Genomic DNA, 6,906 nt, shown 5'->3' on the forward strand with positions numbered 1-6,906 from the left:
TAGGTTGCCCGCATGGACCCCTGCCTGCGCCTGGCCCTGCTCGAGGCCGACTACCACAACGACGTGGTCGGCGAAGCGCGGGACCGCCCGATCGAGGAGCTCAAGGCCCGCTACGCCGAGTTGCTCGCGGTGGAGGTCCCGGCCGACGCCGACCGGGCCTGCTGGACCGACGAGGCGGACCTGTGGGACGCCCTGCCGGACGGCGCCGACGGCAGGATCCGGGCACTGGCCGGCATCGACCGCTTCCCGGGGCTGCGCAACCTGTACCTGCGGGAATCCGAGGTCGACGACCTCGGACCGCTCGCCGCGCTGCCCGGTCTGGAGCTGCTGTGGCTCGGTGTGCCGCCGGACGCGGATCTCACCCCGCTGCTCGCGTGTGACGGGCTCAAGCGGGTGCACATCGCCGCCGCGGGCGTGCTGCACCCTCCGGGTCACGAGGTGCTCGCAGCGCTGGCCGCGCGCGGTGTCCAGGTGGACAACCTGCTGCCCGACCCGGTCGCGGCGGCGGCGCCGTTCGGCGACCCGATCCTGAAGCTGGCGGTGCTCGACACGCTGCAGCGCACGGTCGAGCTGCCGCCGACGTACTTCTTCGACGAGTTCGAGTTCGACGAGGACAACCTGGCCCGGCTGATGGCGGTCGCGGTACCCCAGGCGGAGCTCGACACCGTCGAGACCCTCAGCTGGCTCGGGGGTGGGCACGCCACCGCGCACATGGTCTGGGCGCAGTGGGACGGCGAGTCCGACGAGTTCAGCATCCGGTCGCTGGCGGGTGTGGAGGCGCTGCGCAACCTGCGGAAGCTGGCCCTCACCCCGCTTGCCCTGCTGCCTGAGCGGCAGATCGCGCAGCTACGGGCGCGTGGGATCACCGTCAGCGAGTGGCCGGGATGACTCGCCGGCGGTGACGTGGCGGGTGAGGCGGATGACCGGGAGTTCGCGGTCGGTCTTCTCCTGGTACTGCGTGAACCGGGGCGCGGAGCCGGTGATCTGCTGCCAGGCCTGCTCGCGCTCGGGTCCGTGCAGCTGTTCGGCGGTGACCGGGATCGTCTGGCCGTTGACCTCGATGGTGACCTTGTCGGGGTGGGCGGCGAGGTTGTAGTACCAGGCCGGGTTGTCGGCTGCGGCGTTGGCGGATGCGCAGATGATCCAGGAGCCGTCGGGGCCGGGCCACCAGCCGACCGGGTTGACGCGCTCCTGGCCGCTGCGGCGCCCGACGGTGTGCAGGATCAGGGCGTTGAAGCCCATCATCCTGCCCTCCGGGGAACGGCGCAGCCGCCGGGTCATCAGGCTGTTGACCCAGCGGAAGAACCGGCCGTTGGGCTGCCGGGTGCCGCGGGTGCCCTTGCGTGTATCGAAGCTCATGAGGGTTCCTACTCGTGTTGGGTGCTAGCAGCCGCCACCCTGGTGCGGAGCGCGCGGGCCAGGGGCGCCGCGGAGTCGTTCGAGCAGGGGTGCGAGGGTTCGGCGCTCGGCGTCGGTCAGCCGGCGCAAAATCATGTTGTTCGTGCTGACCGCTTCGGAGATCTGGTCCCGGACGGCAAGCCCGGCGTCGGTCAGCGCGAGCAGTTTGACGCGGCGGTCCTTGCCCGCCACCCGGGTGATCAGGCCGCGCTCTTCCATCTGGTCGGCGAGATTGGTGATGTAGGAGCGGTCACAGGCGAGTTGCTCGGCCAGGTCGCTCATCGGCGCCGGCGTGGTGAGCAGGACGATCGCGCGGGCGACCGGCACGGGCAGACCGAAGGCCGCGACCGTGGCGGCGAAGTCGGCCTTCGCCTGTTCGGTGATGTCGACCAGCAGCTGCGCCAGCCGGGCCGCCTCGGCGAACCTTGCCTCGCGGTCTGCCATGTCGCCGACATTACTACACCGACTCAATGATTGAGTAGCTCAAGTATCGTGGCTGACCGACCTCCACACGGAAGTTGGCACCGAAGGCGACAACTTCCGTGTGGAGGTGAACGGCCGGCCGCCGGATCATCCGGTGAACACGTCACCGTTTCCAGGGCCGTTGCTGGCGTAGGTCAGCCCGCTGATCAGCACAGCCCCGTCCGCGGCGGCCGCGGCGTAGAGGTTGGGTTCGGCGAACGGGTCCAGGCCGTCGTCGCGAGCCGAGCCGAGCTGCCCGGTGGCGAGCGTCTTGCCCTTCGCCGACAGCCGGACGGTCAGCACATCCGCTCCGCCGGCCGGCACGGTCACCCGGCCGCGGGTGTACCCGACCAGTTCGACGCCCCCGTCCGGCAGCGCCACGACCGCCGCACCACCGTCCGTCGCGCCGCTGTCGACCGTGCTGGTCCAGCGCTGCTGCCCGCCATTGGTGTACGCGGCGGCGACCAGATCGCCGCCCGCTGATCCGGTCACCACAGCGAGCCCGCCGGTGGTGACGGCGACGCCGTTGAGCCGGTCGTCGTCCGCGCCGCCGAGCGCTGTCACCCAGGACCGTGCCCCGGCGTCGGTGTACCGCGCGAGCCAGCCGTCGTACCCGCCGAGCGCCTGCGTCCCGGGCAGGGCCGCGCCGGCGGTACCCACGACGTAGGCGCCGGTGGCGTCAGCCGCCACGCCGAACGCCTTGTCCTCGCCGGTACCGCCGAGCTGGCGCACCCAGGAGAGCTGGCCGGTGGCGGAGACGCGGGCCAGGAAGGCGTCCTTGTCGCCGGCGTTGGCGCCGTCGAGCGCTCCCTTGGTGTAGCCGGTGACGTAGGCGCCGCCGTCCGGGGCGGCCGCGAGGCCGTAGCCGCGATCCGCCGCGTCCGCGGCGCCGAACTGCGTGATCCACTGGACCGCGCCGGCCGCGTCCAGGCGCGCCACGAACGCGTCGTCGGTGCTCGTGCCCGGGTGCCGACCGTCGAGATCGCCCTTGGTGTAGCCGGCGGCGAGCACACCGCCGTCCGGCAGGGTGACCACGCCGTACAGCCGCTCGTCCGCGGCGGTGCCGAACTGGGTGCTCCAGGCGGTCGTGCCGTCAGCGTTGCGGCGGATCACCACCGCGTCCAGCTTGCCGTGGTACGGATTGGCGCCGAACGACCCGCTGGCGGCGAATCCGGTGATGACCGAACCGTCCGGGCCGGGCGCGACCCCGCCGGCCCAGTCGGTGCCGGCCGTTCCGACGGGTGCCGCCGGCAGGCCCTGCGGTGCGACGGTGCTCAGCAGCGGGCCGAGGTCCGCCATGCCCGCGGCGAATGCCGGGCCCCAGACGTCCCAGCCGTGGCCGCCGTTGAGGATGCGCATCTCGGCCGAGATCCCGGGGACCCGGCGGGCGGCGTTGTACAGCGCCTCGGCCTCGAAGTCCAGGTCGTGGCGGGCGTCGGCGGGGTCGGGGTTGGCCCACTCGTCGTCGCCGACCGCGATGAACAGCCGCACCGGCAGGTCGGCGTCGACGCGTGCCAGCAGCGCCGGGTAGTTCAGCTCCTGATAGACCGCGTCGGAGAAGGCCGCGGCGCCGTCGCCGAACGCGCCGAACTCCCGGGTGGACGAGTCGGCCGGCGGGAGCGGTGTGTAGACGGCCGGGCTGAGCACCAGTGCCGACCCGAACAGATCCTGGTGGGCGAGCGCGAAGCGCAGCGCGCCCGCACCGCCCATCGAGTAGCCGCCGACCAGGCGGGCCTGGCGGATCGGTGCGGTGCGGTACCTGGCGTCCACGGCGTTGACCAGGTCGCGGGTCAGCGCCGTCTCGACCGGCCGGCCGCTGTCGTAGCGCGAGTCGACGTACCAGTTACCCCGCTCGCTCCACGGTGCGTCCGGCAGGATCGCGATGACCGGCGGGATCGTCTTCTGCTGGATCAGCTGGTCCAGTGCGGACTTCACCTGCGTCCAGGCGGCCATCGTGTCGCCGCGGCCGTGCAGCAGGTAGAGCACCGGGTAGCGATTGGTGTTCTTGTCGTACCCGTAGGGCAGGTAGGCGGTGTAGGCGATCTGCTCTGCCAGCGCCGGACTGTCCGCCACCGCAGTGACGAGGGTGCCGGGTTGGGCGCGGCTCGCCTCGGCGGTTCCGACGCTGCCCACGGCGAGGAAAAGTACCGAGAGTATGGGGATGAGGAAACGCTTCACGGGGGCCTCCTCAGCGCGCTGTAAACGTTTACAGACACGGCTGTGTGAATGGCGGCTGATGACGGGATCGTGTCCGGCGAGTGTCGTCTTCGCGATGATCGCTGTCAAGTCACGGGTGTCGTTGTCGGTGGTCGACCCGGACAAACCCGGTATGAGATCAGTCGGCGGCGCCCGCCGGGTGGCTGGACAGGCCGGCACCCCGAGCCCGCGGCGCGACGCGCAGCGGTCTCGAGGACGCGGTCACCGGTCGGTGGCCGGGTCGGCTGAGGTGCCGGCGAGGATGCGGTGGGCCGACCGTACGAGCGAGCAGGGGAAGGGGACCAGCCGCGCCCACGAGCCCAGGCAGCCTTCGCAGATGCCGTCCCGTTCGGTGTGCTTCTCAAGGAGTGTGAGGGCCTCGCTGCGGGTTTCGGGTGCCCTGAAATCCTTCATGACGGTCCTTGGTGAGGATGCTGATGATCACGTCACAGGGCAGGGTCGCGGCGCACGCAGCCAGTTGTTGAGCCGCGCCTCCAGGTGCGCTCCCCACGTCTGCCCTAGTTGAACGGGCGGGCATCGGCTCGCTCGGGTTACGCAGATCCGGGGGAGTGTCGGGAAGGAGTCAGATCATCTGGCGGCCTACCGCCCGCACACGTTCTCGCCCGCGCAGGGTGACGCCGGAGGGTGAAACCGCATCTCACCCTCGGACGCTCTCATCGGCGTACGACCATGGCCCCTACCGTCGGTGCATGCCGCTCGACACGCTGTTGGTGATGTTCGTCGTCCTCGCACGGACAGTGGGGGCCGGCGGATGACGTACCCCGACCAGGCGGAGCTGGCCACAGCCGGTCCGGATATCGACGACGAGCCGTTGCTGGTACGTCCCTACGTCCGCCTTCGCGAGCACCCGGAACGCCCCGCGGACGACGCCATGGGCGGCCCGCCGCCGTCGGCCGGTCAACCCGAGCATGACGACCCGCCGGTGGCGACGCCCGAGCGCGCCGGCCCGGCCCGTACAGGCAGGCGGATCGGCTCAGCCCTGACCAGGCACGCCTCGGCGGTCCATCGCGGCCGGCGTCGCCTGCTCTCCATCGGCTCGGGCACGCTGATCCTGCTGCTGGGTACGACCGCGCTTGTGCTCGCGTTCGGCGACCAGTCGGCGGCGCCGGCCGCGGACGTGGACGGGGCCGCGGCACCGGAGGGCAGTCACCTCGCCACCGGCGCCGCGCCGGCCTCACCGCCGTCGCCGGCGGCAGACCTGCCGGCCAACCCGCTGTCAACCACCGGGGCGTCGTCGCCGCCCGGGTCGCCGCCCGGATCCGTGCCGCCACCCCTTCCATCGGACGGCGTCCAGCCGAGCGGTTCCCCGGTGCCCGACGAGCAGCCCGTAGCGGGGCCGCCACCGCCGGCCGGCACCCGCACCGGCCGGATCACCAGCGTCTCCGGACTGTGCCTCGACGGCGACGCCGGCCCGCGCGCCGACAGGATCCGCAGGTGGGACTGCGACGGCAGTTCGGGTCAGACCTGGACCGTGGCGGCCGACGGCACCGTTCAGGCCCTGGCCCGATGCCTGCAGGCATCGGGCGACCGGGTCACCCTGCAGACCTGCGACGGTGGCCCCGCCCAGCAGTGGCGGCCGGGAACCGCGGACTCGCTGGTCAACCCGGCGTCGGGGCGGTGTCTCAGCGGGCCGGACGACGACGAGGGCAGCCGGGCCTCGCTGCGCATGGCGGCCTGTAACCAGTCCGATGGGCAACGATGGACCCTGCCGTGACGCACGCCGCGCGCACCCGGTGCGGTTCGAGATGCGCCGCTCACCGGCCGGCGGCCGTGCCGGACCAGGGCTGACCGGGGTCGGTGGAGGGGTTCTGCGCGATCGGGTACAGGGCGGTCGGCGCCGTGTGAACGCCGGGCGTGCCGTACGTGCCGGGGCTGCCGGGCTGGGTCGGTACGTGCGGATACGTCGGGTCCCGATCGGCCGCAACGCGTTGCGGTCCGCGCCGCCACACCAGCAGGCCGATCACGCCGATCCCACCGAGCAGCAATAGCGCGCCGATCGTGTACGTCAGCCAGGTCAGCGAGCCGCCGCCGCCCGGCGAGCCGCCGCCGGCAAGCGGTGACTGGCCGATCGGCGCTGTGCCGCCGGCCGGCGCCGACGGGTCGCTGCCCGCCGGTGACGGCGTCGGCGTCGAACCCGCCTGGGTCGGGGGCTGCTGTCCCGGCGGCACGATCGACGACCGGTACGGGCCGGCCGCGCTGACGCCCGTGTTGTCCTTCCTGGGCCGCACCTGCACCGACAGCGTCAGCGCGGTGCTCGGCAGCTTCTTGCTGAACGACAGCTGGTAGGTGACGTCCAGTCCGTCGCCGGGCGGCAGCGCGAGCGCCCCGAAGTCGATCTGCTCGGTTGCGGTGACGGCACCGCTGCGCACGCCGCGCTGGGTGAACGTCCCCACGTCGCGCGGCTTGTCGGGGGTGCGCTGGCGCCGCAGGTCCACCAGGTCGCCGACGAGGCCGTCCGCCTGCAGCAGGAACGACACGTCGAGATAGCGGAGGGTCTCCTGCGACTGGTTGACCACGTGCACGGTGAAGGGCACGGGGTCACCTCCGGCGGGGAACTGTGCGGGCAGGTCGTCGATGCTGACCTGGCAGCATCCACCCTCGGCGAATGCCGGCGACGCCATGGTGAGGACCGTCGCCGGCACGGCGATCATCAGGCCGAGCACAGCCGTCGCGACGCTGCCGATCCGTTTACGTCGCATCTGTCCGATCCTTGCCGACCCGCGCCGATGCCCGCCATCGACAATCGGCCACGCTACGTCGATGCGTTACGCCAGACAAGATCCCCGCGAGTCGCCCCGGAGACCGCATGCCGCCGCGATCGTGACTGCC

Annotated in this window: 7 protein-coding genes; 2 read left to right on the forward strand and 5 right to left on the reverse strand. The window is 72.2% G+C overall.

The features are described from left to right. Nucleotides 1-12: 12 nt before the first annotated feature. Nucleotides 13-888 carry a leucine-rich repeat domain-containing protein gene (locus tag ABZS66_RS28945; RefSeq protein WP_354763027.1) on the forward strand — a complete coding sequence of 292 codons (876 nt, stop codon included), beginning with the start codon at nt 13-15 and terminating at the stop codon, nt 886-888. On the opposite strand, the gene ABZS66_RS28950 is transcribed toward ABZS66_RS28945, so the two are convergent. The 4 genes from ABZS66_RS28950 to ABZS66_RS28965 form a co-directional block, all read right to left on the reverse strand. Continuing rightward, complete coding sequence (locus ABZS66_RS28950) at nt 847-1,359, reverse strand: nitroreductase family deazaflavin-dependent oxidoreductase (protein WP_354763029.1); 513 nt, start codon at nt 1,357-1,359, stop codon at nt 847-849. The two genes, ABZS66_RS28945 and ABZS66_RS28950, sit on opposite strands and share 42 nt — an antisense overlap. A 24-nt stretch (nt 1,360-1,383) precedes the next feature. Continuing rightward, entirely contained in the window at nt 1,384-1,842 is a 459-nt protein-coding gene (locus ABZS66_RS28955) for a MarR family transcriptional regulator (RefSeq protein ID WP_354763031.1), read from the reverse strand. A 126-nt stretch (nt 1,843-1,968) separates the two neighbouring features. Next, nucleotides 1,969-4,038 carry an alpha/beta hydrolase-fold protein gene (locus ABZS66_RS28960; RefSeq protein WP_354763033.1) on the reverse strand — a complete coding sequence of 690 codons (2,070 nt, stop codon included), beginning with the start codon at nt 4,036-4,038 and terminating at the stop codon, nt 1,969-1,971. Nucleotides 4,039-4,278: 240 nt separating this feature from the next. Next, nucleotides 4,279-4,470, reverse strand: coding sequence for a hypothetical protein (locus tag ABZS66_RS28965; RefSeq protein WP_354763035.1), 192 nt, complete (start codon nt 4,468-4,470; stop codon nt 4,279-4,281). 358 nt (nt 4,471-4,828) lie between these two features. Here ABZS66_RS28965 and ABZS66_RS28970 point away from each other — a divergent pair, with 358 nt between their 5' ends. After that, entirely contained in the window at nt 4,829-5,791 is a 963-nt protein-coding gene (locus tag ABZS66_RS28970) for an RICIN domain-containing protein (RefSeq protein ID WP_354763037.1), read from the forward strand. Nucleotides 5,792-5,831: 40 nt separating this feature from the next. Here the strand turns inward: ABZS66_RS28970 and ABZS66_RS28975 are convergent, their stop codons facing one another. After that, nucleotides 5,832-6,776: a hypothetical protein gene (locus ABZS66_RS28975; RefSeq protein ID WP_354763039.1), complete on the reverse strand. Its 945-nt coding sequence runs from the start codon at nt 6,774-6,776 to the stop codon at nt 5,832-5,834. Nucleotides 6,777-6,906 lie beyond the last annotated feature (130 nt).

It is taken from the genome of Dactylosporangium sp. NPDC005572 (assembly GCF_040605515.1).
GTDB lineage: Bacteria > Actinomycetota > Actinomycetes > Mycobacteriales > Micromonosporaceae > Dactylosporangium.

Bases quoted from the DNA above. Each gene is read 5' to 3' on its own strand.
- ABZS66_RS28970 (WP_354763037.1), top strand. From the start codon at position 4,829: ATGACGTACCCCGACCAGGCGGAGCTGGCCACAGCCGGTCCGGATATC.
- ABZS66_RS28975 (WP_354763039.1), bottom strand. From the start codon at position 6,776: ATGCGACGTAAACGGATCGGCAGCGTCGCGACGGCTGTGCTCGGCCTG.
- ABZS66_RS28950 (WP_354763029.1), bottom strand. From the start codon at position 1,359: ATGAGCTTCGATACACGCAAGGGCACCCGCGGCACCCGGCAGCCCAAC.
- ABZS66_RS28955 (WP_354763031.1), bottom strand. From the start codon at position 1,842: ATGGCAGACCGCGAGGCAAGGTTCGCCGAGGCGGCCCGGCTGGCGCAG.
- ABZS66_RS28965 (WP_354763035.1), bottom strand. From the start codon at position 4,470: ATGAAGGATTTCAGGGCACCCGAAACCCGCAGCGAGGCCCTCACACTC.
- ABZS66_RS28945 (WP_354763027.1), top strand. From the start codon at position 13: ATGGACCCCTGCCTGCGCCTGGCCCTGCTCGAGGCCGACTACCACAAC.